The organism is Bradyrhizobium sp. USDA 4354 (assembly GCF_054060315.1).
In genome coordinates, this window is record NZ_JBSSDC010000001.1 from 804,474 (window position 1) to 823,710 (window position 19,237).

At 64.8% G+C, this 19,237-nt stretch carries 18 protein-coding genes; 2 read left to right on the forward strand and 16 right to left on the reverse strand.

Translation table 11 applies throughout. From position 1 onward, the window contains the following. Window positions 1–54 precede the first annotated feature (54 nt). Genes ACVIIV_RS03835 through ACVIIV_RS03845 form a run of 3 tightly spaced genes read right to left on the reverse strand, consistent with a single transcriptional unit; the run spans window position 55 to window position 2,661 of the window. Window positions 55–468, reverse strand: a complete 414-nt coding sequence (locus ACVIIV_RS03835) for a Rieske (2Fe-2S) protein (RefSeq protein WP_036040510.1) — start codon at window positions 466–468, stop codon at window positions 55–57. Continuing rightward, the gene (locus ACVIIV_RS03840) at window positions 468–1,577 is read right to left on the reverse strand and encodes an amidohydrolase family protein (protein WP_456742987.1); all 1,110 of its coding nucleotides are present in this window, start codon (window positions 1,575–1,577) and stop codon (window positions 468–470) included. Before ACVIIV_RS03840 ends, ACVIIV_RS03835 begins: the two co-directional genes overlap by 1 nt. A 25-nt stretch (window positions 1,578–1,602) precedes the next feature. After that, a complete protein-coding gene (locus ACVIIV_RS03845) occupies window positions 1,603–2,661 on the reverse strand; it encodes an amidohydrolase family protein (protein ID WP_456742988.1) in 1,059 nt (352 codons plus the stop codon). 145 nt (window positions 2,662–2,806) lie between these two features. Here ACVIIV_RS03845 and ACVIIV_RS03850 point away from each other — a divergent pair, with 145 nt between their 5' ends. Further along, on the forward strand, window positions 2,807–3,289 hold the full coding sequence (locus ACVIIV_RS03850; RefSeq protein ID WP_456742989.1) for a CinA family protein: 483 nt from the start codon (window positions 2,807–2,809) through the stop codon (window positions 3,287–3,289). Window positions 3,290–3,418: 129 nt separating this feature from the next. Here ACVIIV_RS03850 and ACVIIV_RS03855 read toward each other — a convergent pair whose 3' ends face one another. From ACVIIV_RS03855 to ACVIIV_RS03915, 13 genes are all read right to left on the reverse strand, one after another. Continuing rightward, entirely contained in the window at window positions 3,419–3,694 is a 276-nt protein-coding gene (locus ACVIIV_RS03855) for a DUF1488 family protein (RefSeq protein WP_456742990.1), read from the reverse strand. 135 nt (window positions 3,695–3,829) lie between these two features. Then, window positions 3,830–4,444, reverse strand: coding sequence for a tetratricopeptide repeat protein (locus ACVIIV_RS03860; RefSeq protein ID WP_456742991.1), 615 nt, complete (start codon window positions 4,442–4,444; stop codon window positions 3,830–3,832). A gap of 120 nt (window positions 4,445–4,564) precedes the next feature. Beyond that, window positions 4,565–6,034, reverse strand: a complete 1,470-nt coding sequence (locus ACVIIV_RS03865) for an AMP nucleosidase (RefSeq protein ID WP_456742992.1) — start codon at window positions 6,032–6,034, stop codon at window positions 4,565–4,567. A gap of 162 nt (window positions 6,035–6,196) precedes the next feature. Then, entirely contained in the window at window positions 6,197–7,531 is a 1,335-nt protein-coding gene (locus ACVIIV_RS03870) for an HlyD family type I secretion periplasmic adaptor subunit (protein WP_456742993.1), read from the reverse strand. A 10-nt stretch (window positions 7,532–7,541) separates the two neighbouring features. Then, a complete protein-coding gene (locus ACVIIV_RS03875) occupies window positions 7,542–9,290 on the reverse strand; it encodes a type I secretion system permease/ATPase (RefSeq protein ID WP_456742994.1) in 1,749 nt (582 codons plus the stop codon). A gap of 258 nt (window positions 9,291–9,548) precedes the next feature. Beyond that, on the reverse strand, window positions 9,549–9,818 hold the full coding sequence (locus ACVIIV_RS03880) for a GlsB/YeaQ/YmgE family stress response membrane protein (RefSeq protein WP_027574999.1): 270 nt from the start codon (window positions 9,816–9,818) through the stop codon (window positions 9,549–9,551). A 93-nt stretch (window positions 9,819–9,911) separates the two neighbouring features. Beyond that, complete coding sequence (locus tag ACVIIV_RS03885) at window positions 9,912–10,886, reverse strand: ABC transporter ATP-binding protein (protein WP_456742995.1); 975 nt, start codon at window positions 10,884–10,886, stop codon at window positions 9,912–9,914. Continuing rightward, window positions 10,883–12,298: an amidase gene (locus ACVIIV_RS03890; RefSeq protein WP_456742996.1), complete on the reverse strand. Its 1,416-nt coding sequence runs from the start codon at window positions 12,296–12,298 to the stop codon at window positions 10,883–10,885. Before ACVIIV_RS03890 ends, ACVIIV_RS03885 begins: the two co-directional genes overlap by 4 nt. After that, window positions 12,295–12,492, reverse strand: a complete 198-nt coding sequence (locus ACVIIV_RS03895) for a hypothetical protein (RefSeq protein WP_456742997.1) — start codon at window positions 12,490–12,492, stop codon at window positions 12,295–12,297. Before ACVIIV_RS03895 ends, ACVIIV_RS03890 begins: the two co-directional genes overlap by 4 nt. Beyond that, window positions 12,489–13,550: an ABC transporter ATP-binding protein gene (locus ACVIIV_RS03900; protein ID WP_456742998.1), complete on the reverse strand. Its 1,062-nt coding sequence runs from the start codon at window positions 13,548–13,550 to the stop codon at window positions 12,489–12,491. Before ACVIIV_RS03900 ends, ACVIIV_RS03895 begins: the two co-directional genes overlap by 4 nt. A gap of 3 nt (window positions 13,551–13,553) precedes the next feature. Then, window positions 13,554–14,456 (reverse strand): ABC transporter permease, encoded by a 903-nt coding sequence (locus ACVIIV_RS03905; protein WP_456742999.1) that lies wholly within the window; start codon window positions 14,454–14,456, stop codon window positions 13,554–13,556. Window positions 14,457–14,459: 3 nt separating this feature from the next. After that, a complete protein-coding gene (locus tag ACVIIV_RS03910; RefSeq protein ID WP_018643381.1) occupies window positions 14,460–15,413 on the reverse strand; it encodes an ABC transporter permease in 954 nt (317 codons plus the stop codon). Between the two features lie 195 nt (window positions 15,414–15,608). Beyond that, entirely contained in the window at window positions 15,609–17,267 is a 1,659-nt protein-coding gene (locus tag ACVIIV_RS03915; RefSeq protein WP_456743000.1) for an ABC transporter substrate-binding protein, read from the reverse strand. 199 nt (window positions 17,268–17,466) lie between these two features. On the opposite strand from ACVIIV_RS03915, the gene ACVIIV_RS03920 reads away from it, so the two are divergent. After that, on the forward strand, window positions 17,467–19,062 hold the full coding sequence (locus tag ACVIIV_RS03920; RefSeq protein ID WP_456743001.1) for an ABC transporter substrate-binding protein: 1,596 nt from the start codon (window positions 17,467–17,469) through the stop codon (window positions 19,060–19,062). Window positions 19,063–19,237: the final 175 nt, after the last annotated feature.

Consider the following 19,237-nt stretch of genomic DNA (forward strand, 5'->3'; position numbering starts at 1 on the left):
CCGCACGATTGATTCCGGGCTCGCGCTACGCGCGCCCCGGAATGACAGCGGGGGCTACAGCTCCACCACCACGTAATCGCTCTCGACTTTCACCGGGATCGTCTCGGCGACATACGGGCCCTTCACCACGCTGGCGCCGGGCTCGACATGGGCCGGATAGGCCTTCACGCGGAAGCGGCGGGGGTCGCAGTAGGATTGGCCGGTGCGGATGTCGAACTCCCAGCCGTGCCAGGGGCAGCGGATGATCTCGCCTAGCTTGGTATATTCGATCTCGCCAGGATTGCTCGACTGCGCCAGCCCGATCAGCGGCCCCTCGCACAGCGCCGCGCCCTGATGCGGGCAGCGGTTCATCAAGCCGAAATATTCGCCCTTGATGTTGAAGACCGCGATCGGCCGTCCATCGATCTCCAGGAATTTTCGCGTGCCCGGCGGAAGCTCATCGACCGCGGCAATCACATGCCGCGCCATCAATTTATCCCGTACAGCTTCTTCGCATTGCCGAGATAGAACGCCTCGCGGTTGGCCTCGCTGACGCCCGCCGGCAGCACGCGCGAGGGCTCGTCGTAATCCCAATGCGGATAGTCGGTTGCGAACAGCAACTTGTCCCAGCCGATCCATTTGACGACATCGAACAGATCCTCGCGCCGCTCCGGATCCTCCATCGGCTGTGTGGTCCACCACACCTGCTCGCGGATATAGTCCGACGGCGGCCGCTTCACATGCGGCACCTCGCTCCTGAGCCGCTGCCAGGCCTTGTCGAGCCGCCAGCAAAGCGACGGCGCCCAGCCGAAGCCGGCCTCGATCATCACCATCTTCAATTTCGGGAAGCGCTCGAACACGCCCTCCAGCACGAGGCTCGCCAGCGCCGATTGCTGGCACTGCGAATGCCCGACCATCTCCTCGATGTAGTAACTCGGCCAGCCTGACGGCGTGATCGGGTTGCCGCCGAAGCCGAAGGCGTGCACGCCGACGGGAAGACCGGCTTCTTCCGCTGCCTGATAGATCGGCCAGTAACGGCGCTGGCCGAGCGGCTCGACATTGCGGCTGAGCAGCAGCACCTGCACGAAATTCTTGTCGCCGGCGCGCTCGCGGATTTCGGCGGCGGCCGACAGCCCGTCCTCATTGCCGACGACGATGGAGGCCTTCAGCCGCTTGTCCTTGCTGGTCCATTTGTCGATCTGCCAGTCGTTGATCGCCGAGCACAAAGCGGCCGAGAGCTCGTGATTGCGGATGCCCTGGCCGGTGTTGAGCGGATTGAGCACCCCCAATTGCACGTTGTTGGGATCGAGCAATTGCTTCTGCATGAAGGCGAGCGAGGAGCCCTGCGGGCCGCCTTCCGGCGGATAGGCATCGCGGCGCGAGGCATTGGGCTGGGCCTTGGGATAGGGCGGGCCTTCCATCATGCCCTGATAGGCATGGACGCCGTAGACTTCGAGGTGATGCTGCCAGCGTTTGGCGAGGTAGGGATAGAGCTCGGTGCGGGTGGCGCGTGCCGGATGGATGTCGCAGTCCGCGATCGCGGTTTTGACGGTCAGTGGGGAAGCGGTTTCTTGGCTCTCGCGGAACTGGATATTCATCGCCTTGCCTCCTTTGGCAGCGGGCTCACGTCAGGCGGGGATAGGTTGCATGGGGATTGTCGATCATGATCTTGCGCACGAGATCGGGGGACAGACCTTCGGGCAGCGCGTCCTGGCCGTCGAACTGCCAGTGCGGATAGTCCGTGGAGAATAGGACCAATTCGTCGGACTGCATATGCTCAAACAGGCGAATTAATGTCTCAGGTTCCGGCGGCGCATCAAATGGCTGTAACGAGAAGCGGATGTTGCTGCGCACAATCTCCAGCGGTGCACGATCGACCCACGGCGTCTCCATCCGCACCCCGCGCCAGAACTTGTGCAAGCGCCAGAGATAGGGCGCGATCCAGGAGACGCCGGACTCCAGCATCACCATTTTCAGCCGCGGATATTTGGCGAACACGCCCTCGACGATCAGGCTGGTGAGCTGAGCCTGGAACGCCTGGGCCTGCCCGACATAATCCTCGATGTGATAGGAACCCCAGCCCACGGCGGTCGGCGGATTGTGATAGGCGGAACCGGCATGGATGCCGACCGGGAGTTCCAGACGTTCCGCGGCCTCATAGATCGGCCACAGCGCGCGCTTGCCGAGCGGCGTGTCGCCCATCACCAGCATCAGCACCTGCACGAAGCGCTTGTCGTGTGCGCAGCGCTCGATCTCGGCGACGGCTTTCTCGATGCTTTGCGTGGGGATCACGAGGGAGCCACGCAGTCGCGCGTCGCGATCGAGCCATTCCTTCGCCAGCCAATCGTTCAGCGCGCGGCAGAAGGCGGCCTGCATGTCCTCGGAGAACACCATCTGCACGCCGTACAGCGGATTGCAGATGGCATGCTTGAGCTGGAAGGGATCGAGCACGTGTCGCTGCATGTCCGACAGGCTCTCGCCGGGTTTGCCTGTCTCGGGGCGCCAGTCGGGACGCGCCGTGATCGGCGAATTCTGCGGATAGGATTGCGAGACGAGGTCGACCATGCCGCGCGTCGTCACCTGATCGCGCCAATAGTCGTTCAGGTAGGGCAGCAGGCTGGTCAGATGCGGCACGGCCGGATGCACGTCGCAATCGATGCCGCCGGCGATCAGGGACGCCATCACGTCTCCCTTCTCACGTTTCCTCGCATGTCTCTTCTTGCACCCGCCATTCAATCAGGCCTGCCCGCCGCCCGCAACTCGGCCAAGCATCCTGTCATATGCTAGGAAGGCTGAGCTCGGTTGCGAAGGAATAAGGGGTTTAGGAATGAAAGAGCTCGTCGGCATCGCGGAACAGGTCGCAGCACAACTGATCGCGCGCAAACAGACCATTGCGGTTGCGGAATCATCAGCCGGCGGCCTGATCTCGGCCAGCCTGCTCGCGGTGGCCGGTGCCTCCGCCTATTACCTCGGCGGTGCCGTGGTCTACACCCGCGATGCCAGGCGCGTGCTGATGGATATTTCGGACGAAGGAATGAAGCGCTTTCGGTCGTCATCGGAGCCTTACGCAAAGCTGCTCGCCGAGCAGATGCGCAGCCGCTTTGATAGCGACTGGGGCCTGTCCGAGACCGGCGCCGCCGGCCCCAGCGGCAATCGCTACGGCGATGCCGCCGGCCATAGCTGCATGGCGGTTGCGGGGCCTGCGTCAGAGGTGATGACGCTGGAGACGGGGAGCAACGACCGCTTCGACAACATGCAGGTGTTTGCCACGACGGCACTGAAGCTGCTGCTGAGGAAGCTGGAGGGGTGACGCAGCTGCTGCTGCCGCCGGCAACGGACACACTCCTAATACCGTCATCCTGAGGTGCTCCCCTTGCATCGCAAGGGGAGCACCTCAGGATGACGGCGAGGGACTGGTGCTCGCAGCGACGATCGACAGCTACCGCCCCAAATGCCGCATGAAAATCCGCACCACATACCCCGGGAATCGCGGTGCCTCGTCGTGGAGATCAGAGGCAATCCGCTCGATGGTCTCGCGCAGCGACAGGAATTGCGCCTGACGTGCGCTGCTTTCGGTGCCCTGCATGCCCGCGAGCTCGTCCATCGCGGCGTCGCTGATCTGGCACTGCACGACCTCGCCGTCGTTCAGCATGGTGAAGCGGAAAGCCAGCCGTTCCAGATCATGGCCGATGATCTTGTCGCGCGTCAGCGGCATCCAATTGTCCCGTTCGCGCCCCCGAACGGGACAATGCTGAAAATCTGGCGCCTTGTCACTATCCGAACCAAAGGACATGGCTATCATCTGAAGCCCGTCAGCAGCGCGGCTCGATGAGCCGGCTGCGCTTCAGCCTCAGTAGACGAGCGCCGAGCCCGTCGGCTGATCGAGTGCCGCAGCCAGCGATCTATACTCGTCGCAATCGGTTCCGCAAATCGACGCAATTCGGCCGAGGTGATAGAGTGCTTGCTCGCGATTGCCGCGCTCGAGCTGCCACAGTCCATAATATTGCCACGTCAGCACGTGGTTCGGATCGGCCTTCAATGCGCGCTCATACCAGGCCTGGGACTGCTCGTAGTCGCCGAGCTTGCGATAAGAGTAACCAATCAGGTTGGCGACGTTCGGATGGTCGTCATGGCCAAGCGACTTCAACTGCGCGAGCGCGGCAGCATAGTCGTTGCGCTCGTAGATGGTGTCATAGGCCATACGGTAGCCGGCCGCGAATGCGGGATCGCCTATGCTGGACTGGTTGTTCGGCTTCTTGCCTTTGTGGGTGGACTTGGCGCCCGGGCGCTTCGGATAGGTTGGCTGCGGCTTCTGATCCGAATAGGCCCCGGCATACGGATCCGTCGAGCTAAGGCCGCCCCCACCGCCTCCACCACCGCCGCCTCCGGCGGCAAAGGCCGACGCGCTCAACAAGGCTGCCGCAAACGTACCCAGCGCGACGAGCCTGATCATCGCTGTGATCATGTCTGTCTCCTGTACTGCTTCGAGCGACCCCGGACGAGGTGATAACCCTGTCTTGGCGACGATATTCCAGCCGCTGCGTTCACGGAGACGTCAGCGTTCGTAAGACAGCTCTGTTGCCCTTTACTGGAACGCCACTTCCGCGAAGCTGCGGAGCTTGCGCGAATGCAGCCGTTCGGATTCCTGCTGCTTGAGGCGCTCCAGCGCCTTCACGCCGATCTCGAGATGCTGACCGACACGGCGGCGGTAGAATTCACTGGCCATGCCGGCGAGCTTGATCTCACCGTGCAGCGGCTTGTCGGAGACGCAGAGCAGCGTACCGTAGGGAACGCGGAAGCGGTAGCCGTTGGCGGCGATGGCAGCCGATTCCATGTCGAGCGCAACCGCACGCGATTGCGACAGGCGGCGGATCACCTCAGGCCCTGAAATCTCCCAATTGCGGTTGTCGACACTCGCCACCGTCCCGGTGCGCATCAGGCGCTTGAGCTCGAAGCCTTCGAGGCCGGTGACGTCCTCGACCGACTCCTCGAGCGCGACCTGCATCTCGGCCAGCGCCGGGATCGGCACCCACAGCGGCAGCTCGCGGTCGAGCACATGGTCCTCGCGCACATAGCCGTGCGCGAGCACGTAGTCGCCGAGGCGCTGCGTGTTGCGCAGGCCCGCGCAATGGCCGAGCATCAGCCAGGCGTGCGGCCGCAGCACCGCGACGTGGTCTGTGACGTTGCGCGCATTGGATGGACCGGTGCCGATATTGATCAGCGTGATGCCGCGGTAGCCGGGCGCGACCAGATGGAACGCCGGCATCTGCGGCGCACGAACCGGCGCGGTGCCGCTGCTCGCGCCGCCGCTGTGCGTGATGACGTTGCCGGGCGAAACAAAAGCGTCGAGGCCGGCCTCGCCGGATTGAAGCCGCTGCTGGCAGAGTTGCGCGAAGGCGTCGACATAGAACTGGTAATTGGTGAAGATCACGAAGTTCTGGAAATATTCGGGATCGGTGCCGGTGTAGTGATAGAGCCGGCGCAGCGAGTAATCGACGCGCGCGGCGCGGAACAGGGACAGCGGCTCGGGCGTATCAGGCTGGAGCTCGAAGGTGCCGTCGGCGATCGAATCGTCCATCGTCGCGAGATCAGGCACGTCGAACGCATCGCGCAGCGACCGCGTGACGGCGGAGTTCTCGCCGGTGGTGATGGCCGCTTCGATGTTGATGTCGCGGCGATAGGCGAAGTGGATCGGGATCGGCTCGGCGGATTCGCCGATCTCGACGGGCACGCCGTGATTCTGGATCAGCAATCCGATCTGCTCGGTGAGATAGCTGCGGAACAGATCCGGCCGCGTGACGCTGGTCTCGTGCACCCCGGGGCCGGCGACGAAGCCATAAGCGAGACGCGAATCCAGCCGCGCATGCGTCGCGGTGGTGAGACGGACGAAGGGATAATGAGCCCGGACCCGCGTCGTGATCGCTTCGCCGCCCAGATAGGCCTCGAACCGGTCGCGCAGGAACTTCGTGTTGCGCTCGTAGATCTCTTCGAGGCGGGCAACGGCCGCGGATGCATCGGAGAAGGATTCGGTGGCGATGGAGGGAGGGGATTGCATGGTTCGACCGCCGGGTTGCTGTTTGCCGTCGCAGTATAGCAAACTGACAGCCAAGTCGTCATTGCGAGCGCAGCGAAGCAATCCAGAAATCTATCCGCGGAGACAGTCTGGATTGCTTCGCTACGCTCGCAATGACGAGGGAAGATGACGCGCTTTCGCGCGTCACTTCTCGCGGAATGCGCGCATCAGCTGGTCGTGCAGCGGCTTCATCAGATAGGACAGCATGGTGCGGTCGCCGGTCTGGACGAAGGCTTCCACGGGCATGCCGGGAATCAGCTTGACGTCGCCGAGCCGGGCGACCTCCTCGGCCGGCATCGAGACGCGGATGGTGTAGTAGCCCTGACCGGTGCGCTGGTCGGTGGTGACATCGGGCGAGACGCGGCTGACGACGCCGCTGAGCTCGGGCGTGGTGCGCTGGTTGAACGCGGACAGGCGCAGCAGCGTTTTTTGGCCGATCTGGAGCTTGTCGATGTCGACCGGATTGACCTTGGCCTCGACCTGAAGATCGTCGGCCTGCGGCACGATCAGCATCAAGGTATCGCCGGCGGTGACGACGCCGCCGATGGTGTGCACGGTCGATTGCAGCACCATGCCGTCCTGCGGCGCACGGATGTCGACGCGGCGGAGCTGGTCTTCGGCAGCGACCTTGCGCTCGATCAGCTCACCGATCTTGTCGTTGGTCTCGCGCAGGTCCTTGGAGACCTCGCTGACCACGTCCTTGTCGATCTGGATGATCTGGAGCTCGGTCTCGGTGATCTTGCCCTTGGCCTGGGCGCGCGAGGCGATGTACTGCGCGCGCTCGCCGTTGAGGCGGGCCGAGTCGCGTTCGAGCTGGGTCAGGCGCGAGATCTGCACCAGACGCTTGTCGTAGAGCTCGCGCACGCCGGTGAGCTCGTTCTGCACCAGCGCGATCTCCTGGTCCTTGGCCTTCTCCTGCGCGCTGAGACCGGCGATTTCCTCGTTGAGCTGCGTGATGCGCTCGCGCAGCTGGGCCTTCTGTCCGGTGCGACCGTTGACGCGGACGTCGAACAGCTTGGTTTCGGCGGAGAGCAGCGCCTTGACGTCAGGATCGCCCGCCCGCTCGATCAGGGTTTGCGGAAATTCGATTCTGTCGAGACCGCGCTGCTCGGCCTGCAATCGCGCCGCACGCGCCTGCGCGGCGTCCAGATTCTTGGTGACGATGGCAAGGTTGGCCTTGGTGACCGTGTCGTCGAGCCGCACCACGATGTCGCCGGACTTGACCAGGTCGCCGTCGCGGGCACGCACCTCGCCGACCACGCCGCCGGTCGGATGCTGCACCTTCTTGACGTTGGATTCGACAACGATCTGCCCCGGTGCGATCAGCGCGCCCGAGATCAAGACGGTCGACGCCCAGCCGCCGAGGCCGACGACCAGGACCAGCACGATCACGAGGCCGAGCATCAGGTGAAACTTGATGGAGTCGCGCACGGTCTTCTTCGCGGCAGGCTTCGTGCCGCCGATGGCCATCGTGTTCATGACTTTGCGCTCATGACTTGGCCACCCCGCCTTCGCTGACGATCTTGATCGGTGCCGGCGGCGTTACGCGCGGCTGCAACACCTGGGCGAGCACCTGCTCCTTCGGGCCGAAGGCCTGCATGCGGCCGTCGCGCAGCACCAGGATCTGGTCGACCGCCTCGACGCCGATCGGGCGGTGCGCCACCACGACGACGATGGCACCGCGCTCGCGCGCCGAGCGGATGGCGCGGGTCAGCGCCTCATCGCCTTCGGTGTCGAGATTGGAGTTGGGCTCGTCGAGCACGATCAGGAAGGGATTGTCGTAGAGCGCGCGCGCCAGCGCCACGCGCTGCGCCTGGCCTGCGGACAGCGCAGCGCCCTGCTCGCCGACTTGCGTGTTGTAGCCCTCGCGCATCTTGATGATCATCTCGTGCACGCCGGCTTCCTTCGCAGCCGCGATGATGCCTTCAGAGGTCGCCTCGGGATCGAACCGGCTGATGTTCTGCGCGATGGTGCCGCCGAACAACTCGACATCCTGCGGCAGATAGCCGATGTGGCGGCCGAGCACGTCGCTCGACCATTGATCGAGCGCCGCGCCGTCGAGCCGCACCTTGCCGCGCACCGGCTGCCAGACCCCGACCAGCGCGCGGATCAGCGACGACTTGCCGGAGCCGCTCGGGCCGATCACGCCGAGGCCGTTGCCGGCGGCGAGCGCGAAGGTGACGTCCTGAACGACCAGGCGCTGGTCCCCAGGGGGCACCATGGCGATGCCTTCGACCGACAGCCGGCTGGTGGGCGCCTGCAACTGGGTCGGCATCGTCTGCGCCGGCATCTGCTCCAGGAGGCGCGTGAGGCGGTGCCAGCTCTGGCGGGCGGCGACGAAGGATTTCCAGTGCGCAATCGCAAGGTCGACCGGCGCGAGCGCGCGGGCGGAGAGGATCGAGCCGGCGATGATGATGCCGGCGGTCGCTTCCTGGTGGATGACGAGATAGGCGCCGACCGCGAGCACGGCCGATTGCAGCATCATGCGCAGCACTTTTGCGACCGCGCCGAGACCGCCAGCGACGTCGCTCGCCCGCTGATTGCCGGCGAGATATTTTTCGTTGGTCTCGCTCCAGCGCTGATTCATCCGGCCGGCCATCCCCATCGACACCATCACTTCGGCGTTGCGGCGGCTGGACTGGGCGAGATCGTTGCGTTGGGCCGCGAGGCCCATCGCCTCTTTCGCCGGCTGGCGGGACATGAACTCGGTGACCAGCGTCAGCCCGACCAGGATGATGGCGCCGACCAGCGCGGTGACGCCGATCAGGACGTGAAAGGCGAAGCAGATGGCGAGATAGAGCGGCAGCCAGGGCAGATCGAAGAACGCGCTCGGGCCCATGCCGCCGAGAAAGGAACGGACATTGTCGAGATCGCGCAGCGGCTGCAGGCCCTCGTTGCGGCTGCCGACCAGGAGCGGCAGGCGCACGATGGTGTCGAACACGCGCTTGTTGAGGGCTTCGTCGAGCGAGGTACCGATCCGCCCCAGGATGCGGTTGCGGATCATGTCCAGCACGCCCTGCGCCATATAGAGGAAACTGGCGAGGATGATGAGGCCGACCAGGGTCGGAATGCTGCGGCTCGGCAGCACCCGGTCGTAGACCTCCAGCATGAAGATCGACCCGGTCAGATAGAGCAGGTTGATCATGCAGCTCATCAGGCCGACGCCGATGAATGCCGTGCGACAAGCGCGCAAGGCGTCAGCGAGCTCTGAACGGCGGACGCCAGGGATGGCTGCCATCAGTCTGATCTCTTTCAGGTGGGGGCCACAGCCCCTGACTTCACGGGCAATTCAGGCTACTCGCCCCGGATTAACATCATGTTCGCTCTGCGTCCAACGCAGCCGAGTTCATCCAGAACCCTGATGGGCCACATCTACCCCTGACGGCCCCGTACGCAAGTCCGGTATTTCACAGTCTTTGAGGCTTTTTGGTGCAGAGGCCGCCGCCCTCCCCAGATCAGGAGAGGCAAGTTCCTATCGGTCGAACCGAGCGGCCGGCTAGAGCCGGCCGCCGCCGCGCACCAAGCGCACCACCAGCAGCAGGATGACCGCGCCGATCGCCGAATAGACGATCTCTGAGACCAAGCCGGTGCCGAGACGGATGCCGAGTTTGGGAAACAGAAGGCTCGCGACCAGTGCACCGGCAATGCCGATCACGATGTCGCCGATGATGCCGAACCCAGCGCCCCGCACGATCTTTCCGGCAAGCCAGCCGGCGACCAGGCCAACGAACAGGATGACGAGCAGGCCTTCGTTAGAAATGTACATAAGTAAGGTCCCTCTCCTTGAACGGAGCCATGGAACGGGAACCGGGATGAATAGGGTGTGAATGCTGCTCGCCGCTGGCCGGTTGGGCGGCGGCTACGTCGCGACAACCGGCTCCGCCAGCACACACCTTGCCGCTCGTCCCGCCCCCACCTCGACACTCGCAGGCAATTGCTCCAGGCAGCGCGGCTGGGCCACTGCGCAGCGGGGGGCGAAGGAGCAATTGTGAGGCTTCTCGGCGAGCGAGGGTGGCGTGCCGGGAATGGTCTCCAGGCGGGCGCCGCGCTGGGCGCCGTGGATGGTCGAGGCGAGCAGGCCCTTGGCGTAGGGATGCACGGGCGAGCGGACGATGTCGCGAAGCGTGCCCTGCTCCACGATCTGGCCGGCATACATCACCGCGACGCGGTCGCAGATCTCGATGGCGACACCAATGTCGTGGGTGACGAAGATGACGGACATGCCGAACTCGCGCTGCAGCTCGCGCAGCAGCAAGAGGATCTGGATCTGCACGGTGGCATCGAGCGCGGTGGTCGGCTCGTCGGCCAGCAGGATCTTTGGCCGGCAGGCGAGCGCCAAGGCAATCATCGCACGCTGGCGCATGCCGCCGGACATCTCGTGCGGATAGGCGTCCAGCCGCCGCTTGGCCGAGGGGATGCGCACGACCTCGAGCATTTCGAGCGCTCGTGCGCGGCCTTCCGCAAAGCTCTTGCCTTCATGGCGCACCACGCTTTCGGCGATCTGTGCGCCGATGGTGTAGACCGGATCGAGCGCAAGCGCGGGTTCCTGGAAGATCATCGACACGGTCTGGCCGCGGAACGACGACAGCTCTTCGTCGTTCATGGCGAGCACGTCACGGCCCAGCACGTTGACGGTGCCCGAAATCTGCGTGCGCTTCTTCGGCAACAGCCGCATCAGCGCACGCAAGGTCACGCTCTTGCCCGAACCGGATTCGCCGAGCAGGCCCAGCACCTCGCTGTTGCCGAGCGACAGGCTGAGGTCGTTCACGGCATAGACCGTGCGCTCGCCGGTGAAGCGGATGTTGAGGCCTGATATCTCGACGAGCTTTGTCATGACGGCAGTTTGGGCATTCGGTCGTGATAGTCGGTGGCGCGCTGGAAGGCCGCGCCGATGGTGAGCAGGGTCGCTTCATCGAAGGAGCGGCCGATCAGCTGCATGCCGACCGGCAGGCCGCTTTTGGTGAAGCCGGAGGGCACGGTGAGCGACGGCAGGCCCAAAAAGTTCACCGGGCGGGTGAACAGCGTCAGCCGCTGCAACAGCGCCGGCGCGTTCGGGCCGCCGCCGACGTCGCTCTCCTCGATCGTCGGCGCCGGCACCGGGGACGCCGGTGCGATCACCGCATCGACGCCAGCGGTTGCGGCGTTATGCGCCGCGAGCGCGGGCCCACGCCAGCGCATCGCCTCGAGATAGGTGATGGCGGGAACGGTGAGCCCGTTCTGAAGCCGCATCAAAACCTGCGGGCCATAATCCTGCGGACGCTCGATCATCCAGCGCTTGTGGAAGGCGGCGGCTTCCGCGGCGAGCACGAGCTGGCTTGCCGAGGACAATTGCCGCTGATCGGGAAGCTCGACCTTGACGATGTCGGCGCCCTCACGCTTGAGCACGGCGATGGTCTCGTCCAGCACGCGCGCGACCTCGCTGTCGAGATCGTCGACATAGAAGGACGCGGGCACACCGATCTTGAGGCCCTTCAGCGAGCCTTTGGTCGCCGCCACGTAGTCCGACAGCGGCTCGTGGCTGCAGGTCGAATCGGCGGGATCGGGACCGGCCATCAGCGCCAGCAGCAGCGCGCAGTCTTCGGCGGTGCGGGCGAGCGGGCCGACGGTGTCGAGCGATTGCGACAGCGGCATCGCGCCCGCGCGGCTGACGCGGCCGACGGTGGTCTTCAGCCCCGTGACGCCGCAGAAATGCGCGGGCATGCGGATCGAGCCGCCGGTGTCGGAGCCGAGCGCCGCATAGGTCAGGCGCGCTGCGACCGCCGAGCCGGAGCCCGAGGACGAGCCGCCGGTGATGTGCGCGACGTTCCAGGGATTGCGCACCGGACCGTAATGGGCGTTGTGGCCGGTCGGGCCATAGGCAAATTCGGCGAGATGCAGCGTGCCAAGGCGGACCTGGCCGGCATCCTTCAGCCGCTGCAAGGCGGTGGACGTGACGGTCGGCACGAAATCGCGGCGGATCAGCGAGCCGCAGGTCGAGACGTGGCCGGCGTCGTAATACATGTCCTTGTGTGCGAGCGGCACGCCATGTAGAGGACCGCGGACGTTGCCCTTGGCCAGCTCGGCATCGGCGGCACCCGCCGCTTTCAATGCAGCCTCGGCCTCGATCGACATGAACGCGTTGAGGTGCGGCTGCCATTGCCCGATGCGGTGCAGCAGGGCGCGCGTCACCTCATGCGAAGACACCTGCTTCATCGCGATCGCGCGCGCGACCTCGGTGAGCGTCATCAATGCAGGCTCGGTGCTCATCTCGACACCTTCTGCGTCTGCGCAAGCACATAGCCGGCGGGCTCGAGATCGAAGGGCAGCGTGCCGGCGATGGCGGCGAAGCCTTCGAAGGCAGGTCCGATGGCATTGGAGATGCGGGTTGCGATCTCGTCGTCCACGGGAATACCCGAGATTTGCGCGATGGGCTTGATCTCTTTCGGTGTCGGTCTTGTCATGCTGTTTCCCCTGCGGGCGCGCGGCTATGGCCTGAACCCGGGATCGCCATGTAGCACGCGGCCTCGTGGCCTATATTATCGAGCGCGGTGAGCTTTGGTGTCGCATTTGCGCAGAGCGGCTCCGCAAACGGACAACGGGTATGGAAGCGGCAGCCTGGGGGCGGATCGATCGGATTGGGCGGATCGCCCGTGATCGGCGGCGTCTCGGTGCGCCTGTCAGGGTCCGAGGACGGCATCGCCGCGAGTAGCGCCCGCGTGTAGGGATGCGCCGGGCTATCCCAGACCTGGTCGACCGGGCCGAGCTCGACGACCTCGCCGAGATACATCACCAGCACGCGGTCCGAGATGTAGCGGACCACGTTGAGGTCGTGGCTGATGAAGAGATAGGTCAGGCCGAACTCGCGCTTGAGATCGGCCAGCAGGTTGAGCACCTGCGCCTCGACGGACTTGTCGAGCGCGGAAACGGCCTCATCCAGGATCACCAGCCGCGGCGACAGCGCGAGCGCGCGGGCGATGTTGACGCGCTGGCGCTGGCCGCCGGAGATCTCGTGCGGATAGCGGTTGGCGAAGGTTTCCGGACGCAAGCCCACCTTGCCGAGCAGCTCGCGCGCCAATGCCCTCGCCGCGCCGTCGGCCATGCCGTGGACCTTCGGGCCAAACGCGATGGATTCCTCGATGGTGAGGCGCGGATTGAGCGAGGCGTAGGAGTCCTGGAACACCATCTGCATGCCGCGGCGCAGCTCGCGCAAGCTCAGCGATTGGCCGACGGTCATGCCGTCATAGATGATGTCGCCGTCATCGCGCGGCATCAGATGCATCAGAAGCCGCGCGGTGGTGGACTTGCCGCAGCCGGACTCGCCGACGATGCCGACCGTCTCGCCCTTGGCGACGGAGAAGGAGACGTTGTCGACGGCACGCACGGTGCGCTTGGCGGCGAACAGCCCGCCGCGCACCGGGAAATGCTTGGTCAGGCCGTCGACCTGGAGCAGCGGCTGCGCGACGCCGCCACGGTCCTCGACCGGTTCCAGCATGGCGACGGATGTGTTGGTTTCGCTCATGGCCTAGTTCCTGATGTCCATGGCGCTGCGCAGGCCGTCCGAGAGCAGGTTGAAGCAGATCGAGACCGCGAAGATCATCGCGCCCGGCAATGCGGCGACCCAGGGATTGACGTAGATCGCCGTGCGCAAGGTGTTCAGCATCAATCCCCATTCGGGCTCCGGCGGCTTGGTGCCGAGACCGAGGAAGGAGAGACCGGCGGCCAGGATCATCGAGACCGAGATCAGGCTCGTCGCATAGACGAAGATCGCGCCGAGCACGTTGCCGAGGATGTGCACGCGCATGATGGTGAAGGGCCCGGCGCCCGAGGCACGCGCGGCCTCGACGAAATCCATGTTGCGCACGCCTGTCGTGACGCTCTCGGCGACGCGGGTGATCTGCGGCACGAACACGACCGTCAACGACACGATGGAATTGAGGATGCCGGCGCCGAGCGCGCCGGAGATCGCGATCGCCAGCAGCACGGAGGGGAAGGCGTAGAACACGTCCACCGTGCGCATGATCGCGGTGTTGAGCTTGCCGCCGACATAGCCGGCGACAATGCCGAGCGAGGTGCCGATGCAGAAGGCCAGGATCACGGGCAGGATGCCGATGACCAGCGACAGCCGTCCGCCATAGATCAACCGCGCCAGCATGTCGCGGCCGAGCTCGTCGGTGCCGAGCGGATAGCCTGCCGTGCCGATGTGACGGAGGCGGCGGATCATCGAACCCTTGTAGGGGTCTTCGAGACCGAGCCACGGCGCGAGGATCGCGGAGAGCAGGATCAGCAGCAGCACCAGCGCGCAGGCCATGCTGACCTTGTCGCGCATGATGCGGCGGCCGACCGTCGCCCAATAGCCGCGCGCCTTGGTGGCGGGTGCGGCCTGTAGCGCGGCATCGGCGGTGACGTGAAGCGGAAGCTCGCTCATCGGCTAGCCCCGCTTGATGCGCGGGTCGATCGCGGCTTGGGCGATGTCGACAAGCAGATTGAGAAAGACGAAGAACAGCGCCAGGATCAGGATCGTGCCTTGCAACAGCGGCAGGTCGCGCTGGAAGATCGCCGAATTGAGCAGGAAGCCGGAGCCCGGCCAGGAGAACACGGTCTCGATCAGGATCGAGCCGCCGAGCATGTAGCCGAGCTGAAGCCCCATCACCGCGAGCGCGGTGGGCGCGGCGTTCTTGATGACGTGGCGGAACACGCCGGTTTCGCGCAGGCCCTTGGCGCGCAAGGCCTCGACGAAATCCTGGGAGAGAATGTCGCCGGTCAGCGCACGCACCGTGCGGGTGACGATGCCCATGGGAATCACCGAGGTCGTGATCGCGGGCAGCACGAGATATTTCAGGTGCGCCCAGTCCCACGCCCAGGAGTTGGAGCCGCTGGGGCCGGCGCCAACCGCGGGCAGCCAGTTCAGCTGGACCGAGAAGATGATGACGAGCAGCATGCCGAGCCAGTAATGCGGCACCGACACGCCGGCGATGGCAAAGGAGGTCGCGACCTTGTCGATCCAGGTCTCGCGGAAATAGCCTGCGATCAGACCGAGCAGGATGCCCATGGTGAAGCCGATGATGGCGGCGGCAATCGCGAGCGTGACGGTGTTGCCGACCGCGCGCATGACTTCGGCGAGCACGGGGCGGCCGGTGGCGATGGAATTGCCGAGATCACCGTGAAGGGCACGGAGCAACCAAAGCCCGAACTGCACCGGCAGCGGCCGGTCGAAGCCATAGGCGGCGCGCAGTTGCGCGGCGAGCTCCTGCGAGGCGTCGGCCGGCAGCACGGCGACGAGCGGATCGCCGGGCGTGATGTGCACGAGCAGAAAACATACCAGCGCCACGCTGATGACGATGGGGACGACGTAGACAATGCGTCTGGCGGTATAGGCGAGCACGTTTGGTTCTTTTCTTCCCTTCTCCCCTTGTGGGAGAAGGTGGCGCGAAGCGCCGGATGAGGGGTTCTATCCCCGGATACAGTCGTTACGAACGCGAAAGCGGTAACCGCGGAGAGAGACCCCTCACCCGGCTTCGCTTCGCGAAGCCACCCTCTCCCACAGGGGGAGAGGGTGCACCGAGTTCGTTGCGCTAGACTACTTCATCGACACCGGCGAGAAGTCGATGAACCAGCTCTTCGGCTGCACGACGCCCGTGACCTTCGGGCTCATCGCGCGCGGCCCGACGTCGTGGGCGACATAGAGGAAGGCCGCGTCGTCGACGGAGGCTGCGTGCAGCTCGGCGAGCGCGGCGTCACGTGCGGCGGGATCGAAAGTCTGGCGCGCCTTCTTCACCAGCTCATCGAATTTGGGGTTGTTGATGAAGCCCCAATTGTTCGAGACCGGCGGCGCCATGCCCGATTGCAGGAAGCGCACCAGCGCGAAGAACGGGTCCATCGCCGCATAGGTCACGTTGGTCGCGTGCGAGCCGTTGGCGCTCGGATCCTTGGCGCCGCGGCGCCAGTTGGTGAACAGCGTATTCCACTCGATGACGTCGAGCTGCACATCGAAATAGCATTCGGCCAGCGCCTGCTGGAGATACTCGTTCATCGGCAAGGGCTGCATCTGCCCCGAGCCCGAAGCGGAGGTCTGCGTCTTCACCGTCAGCTTCTTGTTGGGGCCGAAGCCGGCTTCCTGCATCAGCTTTTGCGCTGCCGCCTTGTCGTACTTGATCTCGAAGGTCGGCTTGCCGCGCCAGGGATGGCCGGGCTCGAAGGTGCCGGTCGCGGGCACCATCAGGCCGGCGAGCAGGCCGTCCTTGAGGCCTTCGCGATCGACGCAGAGGTTCGCCGCCTTGCGCACGCGGATGTCGTTCCAGGGCGAGCCCTCGACGCGGGAGAACTGCCACGGCCAGACATGCGGCTGCTCGTTGGCGTAGAGCTTGAAGCCGCGCTGTTTCAGCTCGGGCAGCGCGTCCGGCGCCGGCGCCTCGACCCAATCGACCTGACCGGAGAGCAATGCAGCGGTGCGCGCGTTCGCTTCCGGCATCGGCAAGAGCACCATTTTGTCGATCTTGGGCACGCGGGCCTTGTCCCAATAGTTCGCGTTCTTGACCAACTCGAGCCGTTCCCGCGGGGTGAAGCTCGCCATCTTCCACGGGCCAGTGCCCGAGGCGTCCTTGGCGAACGCGGTCCAGGCGGCTTGCGACTTCGCCTTGGCATCGGCACCTTCGGCCTTGCCGTAGAAGGCCTGCCACTTTGCCGGGCTCGCCATGAACAAATTGGTGAGGTTGATCGGCAGGAAGCTGTCGGGCTCCTTGGTGGTGAGCTCGACCGTCATGTCATCGATCTTCTTCGCGGAGGCCAGCGTCGGCATGCGCGAGGCCGTGACGCCGACCTGGCTGGCGTCGAATTGCGGCGCATCCTGCTTCAGCACCTTCTCGACGTTCCACACCACCGCGTCCGCGTTGAACGGCGAGCCGTCATGGAAAGTCACGCCGGGGCGCAGCTTGAACACCCACTTGGTCTTGTCGGCATCGTCGACCTTCCACTCGGTGGCAAGGCCGGGAATCACCACGCTCGCCTTGTCGGCGGAGGACAGATCCCAGCCGGTCAGCGCGTCATACATGGTGAGGCCGGTGAAGCGGTTGCCCTCAAAACCCTGATCGGGCTGGCCGAGGGTGCGCGGAATATCGGCAGCGGTCATGCCGATGCGCAGCACAGTTTCCGCAGCTACGACGCGTGGCCATGCGGCCGCGCTGCCGAGCGCCAAGAGCGCAATCAGCGCCGCGCGAGTCTTGTTCTTCTTGATAAGCATCGCCTCAGTCCTTCTCCGGCTTTCGATGATTAATTTTGATGCAATGGTATGCAATGGCTATGCCAAGGAGAAACAAATTCTGCAAATTGCCCCTGCGGCGACAAGTCCTTGTGATGACGCACCGGCGGAAACGGCGCGCTGCCTATTCTGGCATCAAGATTGCAAGTTTGGCCCCAGATCTTCCCTGGAGCTTTAGGCCATGCGTATTCGTCTATCGACCTGTCTCGCCGTGCTTGCGCTGGCGCTGTCCGCAATCTCGGCGCGCGCCGAAACGGTGGTGCGCTATGGCATCTCGATGGCGGACATTCCGCTCACCACCGGCCAGCCCGATCGCGGCGCCGGCGCTTATCAGTTCACCGCCTACACGATCTACGACCCCCTGGTCGCCTGGGAGATGGACGTCGCCGATCGACCCGGCAAGCTGGTGCCGGGCCTCGCGACCGAATGGAAGGTCGACGACGCCGACAAGACCAAATGGCGCTTTACCCTTCGCAAGGGCGTGAAGTTTCACGACGGCAGCGAGTTCAACGCCGATGCCGTGATCTGGAATCTGGACAAGGTGCTCAACGACAAGGCGCCGCAATTCGACAAGCGGCAGAGCGCGCAGGTGAAGACCCGCCTTCCTTCCGTCGCCAGCTACGCCAAGATCGACGGCTTCACCGTGGAGATCACCACCAAGACGGTCGATTCCTTCTTCCCCTATCAGATGCTGTGGTTCCTGGTCTCGAGCCCGACGCAGTACGAGAAGCTCGGCAAGGACTGGGACAAGTTCGCCAGCCAGCCCTCCGGCACCGGTCCGTTCAAGCTGACAAAACTGGTGCCGCGCGAGCTCGCCGAGCTCACGAAGAATCCGGACTACTGGAACAAGAAGCGCATTCCCAAGGCCGACAAGATCGTGCTGGTGCCGATGCCGGAAGCGCTGACGCGCACCAACGCACTGCTCGCCGGGCAAGTGGACCTGATCGAGACGCCGGCACCGGATGCCGTGCCGCAGCTGAAAGCGGCCGGCATGAAGCTCGTCGACAACGTCACGCCGCATGTGTGGAATTATCACCTCAGCGTGCTGCCGGGCTCGCCCTGGACCGACATCCGCTTGCGCAAGGCGCTGAACCTTGCGATCGATCGCGAGGCTGTGGTCGGGCTGATGAACGGGCTCGCAAAGTCTGCAAAGGGACAGGTCGATCCGTCGAGCCCGTGGTTCGGCAAGCCGAGCTTCGAATTGAAGTATGATCTCGCCGCCGCGAAGAAGCTGGTCGAGGAGGCCGGCTACTCCAAGGCGAAGCCGCTCAAGACCACGTTCATCATCGCACAGGGCGGCACCGGCCAGATGCTGTCGCTGCCGATGAACGAATTCCTGCAGCAGAGCTTCAAGGAGATCGGCATCGACATCGACTTCAAAGTGGTCGAGCTCGAGACGCTCTATACGCATTGGCGCAAGGGCGCGGCGGACGAGATGAACGCCGGCATCACCGCCAACAACATCGCCTATGTCACCTCGGACCCGCTCTACGCCATCGTCCGCTTCTTCCACTCCGGCCAGATCGCGCCTGTTGGCGTCAACTGGGGTGGCTACAAGAACCCGAAGGTCGACGCGCTGATCGACGAGGCCAAGCAGACCTTCGACAGCGCCAAGCAGGACGAATTGCTCGCCCAGGCGCATGCGCTGATCGTCAACGATGCGACGCTGGTCTGGGTCGTCCACGACACCAACCCGCACGCGCTATCGCCGAAGATCAAGCAGTTCGTGCAGGCGCAGCACTGGTTCCAGGACCTCACGACCATCGGGGTGGAGTGAGGGACGACGTACTGGCGCGTCAAATTCCGCCGTCGTCCCGGCCAAGCGTCAGCGCAGACCCGGGACCCATAGCCAGGGGAGCTGTTTGGCGAAGGCTGTTCGCCTCCTCCAACCTGCCCCAAGAGAGATTCCCGCGGTATGGGAGCCCGGATCGGCGCGCGCTTTGGGCGCGCTT

Coding starts and splice junctions, on each gene's coding strand:
- ACVIIV_RS03885 (WP_456742995.1), bottom strand. CDS start 10,886: ATGACAAAGCTCGTCGAGATATCAGGCCTCAACATCCGCTTCACCGGC.
- ACVIIV_RS03865 (WP_456742992.1), bottom strand. CDS start 6,034: ATGCAATCCCCTCCCTCCATCGCCACCGAATCCTTCTCCGATGCATCC.
- ACVIIV_RS03895 (WP_456742997.1), bottom strand. CDS start 12,492: ATGACAAGACCGACACCGAAAGAGATCAAGCCCATCGCGCAAATCTCG.
- ACVIIV_RS03850 (WP_456742989.1), top strand. CDS start 2,807: ATGAAAGAGCTCGTCGGCATCGCGGAACAGGTCGCAGCACAACTGATC.
- ACVIIV_RS03875 (WP_456742994.1), bottom strand. CDS start 9,290: ATGGCAGCCATCCCTGGCGTCCGCCGTTCAGAGCTCGCTGACGCCTTG.
- ACVIIV_RS03900 (WP_456742998.1), bottom strand. CDS start 13,550: ATGAGCGAAACCAACACATCCGTCGCCATGCTGGAACCGGTCGAGGAC.
- ACVIIV_RS03870 (WP_456742993.1), bottom strand. CDS start 7,531: ATGAACACGATGGCCATCGGCGGCACGAAGCCTGCCGCGAAGAAGACC.
- ACVIIV_RS03915 (WP_456743000.1), bottom strand. CDS start 17,267: ATGCTTATCAAGAAGAACAAGACTCGCGCGGCGCTGATTGCGCTCTTG.
- ACVIIV_RS03905 (WP_456742999.1), bottom strand. CDS start 14,456: ATGAGCGAGCTTCCGCTTCACGTCACCGCCGATGCCGCGCTACAGGCC.
- ACVIIV_RS03840 (WP_456742987.1), bottom strand. CDS start 1,577: ATGAATATCCAGTTCCGCGAGAGCCAAGAAACCGCTTCCCCACTGACC.
- ACVIIV_RS03855 (WP_456742990.1), bottom strand. CDS start 3,694: ATGCCGCTGACGCGCGACAAGATCATCGGCCATGATCTGGAACGGCTG.
- ACVIIV_RS03880 (WP_027574999.1), bottom strand. CDS start 9,818: ATGTACATTTCTAACGAAGGCCTGCTCGTCATCCTGTTCGTTGGCCTG.
- ACVIIV_RS03890 (WP_456742996.1), bottom strand. CDS start 12,298: ATGAGCACCGAGCCTGCATTGATGACGCTCACCGAGGTCGCGCGCGCG.
- ACVIIV_RS03920 (WP_456743001.1), top strand. CDS start 17,467: ATGCGTATTCGTCTATCGACCTGTCTCGCCGTGCTTGCGCTGGCGCTG.
- ACVIIV_RS03835 (WP_036040510.1), bottom strand. CDS start 468: ATGGCGCGGCATGTGATTGCCGCGGTCGATGAGCTTCCGCCGGGCACG.
- ACVIIV_RS03860 (WP_456742991.1), bottom strand. CDS start 4,444: ATGATCACAGCGATGATCAGGCTCGTCGCGCTGGGTACGTTTGCGGCA.
- ACVIIV_RS03845 (WP_456742988.1), bottom strand. CDS start 2,661: ATGGCGTCCCTGATCGCCGGCGGCATCGATTGCGACGTGCATCCGGCC.